At 69.6% G+C, this 477-nt stretch carries 1 pseudogene; it reads right to left on the reverse strand.

The features are described from left to right. Positions 1-74: 74 nt before the first annotated feature. Positions 75-477 (reverse strand): annotated as a pseudogene (locus TN53_RS42270) (ABC transporter ATP-binding protein); the annotation flags it as partial.

The raw sequence follows: 477 nt of genomic DNA on the forward strand, positions 1-477 counted from the left end.
GGTGACGGCGGGGACCGCCCCGTGCAGCACGGTCCCGTTCCCGTATCCGGCCACGACGTCACGTACTTCGAGCATCAGGCCACCTCCTCGCCAAGATAGACAGCACGGACCTGAGCGTCCTGCTCGATCTGTGACATCGAGCCTTCCGCAATGACGCGGCCGAGGTGCAGCACGGTGACCTCGGCGTCCAGCGCGCGCACGAATCCCATGTCGTGCTCCACCACGATCGCGGCGACGCCCTGGGTCTCGACGAGTTCACGCACCAGGCCGGCCGTCATCATCGTCTCCCCGGGGGTCATGCCGGCGGTGGGCTCGTGGAGCAGCATGATCTGCGCCCGTCGGCCGACGCCCACCCCGATCTCGAGCCATTGCGTGCCCCCGTGGGGCAGATGAGCCGCCGGCTTGTCGAACTCGTCGCCGAGGAGGACGCTCTCGGCGACCTCCTGCACGCGGGCGGCGAGGGATCGCCGCCGCAGT

The organism is Streptomyces sp. WM6386 (assembly GCF_000972385.1).
Classification (GTDB): Bacteria; Actinomycetota; Actinomycetes; order Streptomycetales; family Streptomycetaceae; genus Streptomyces.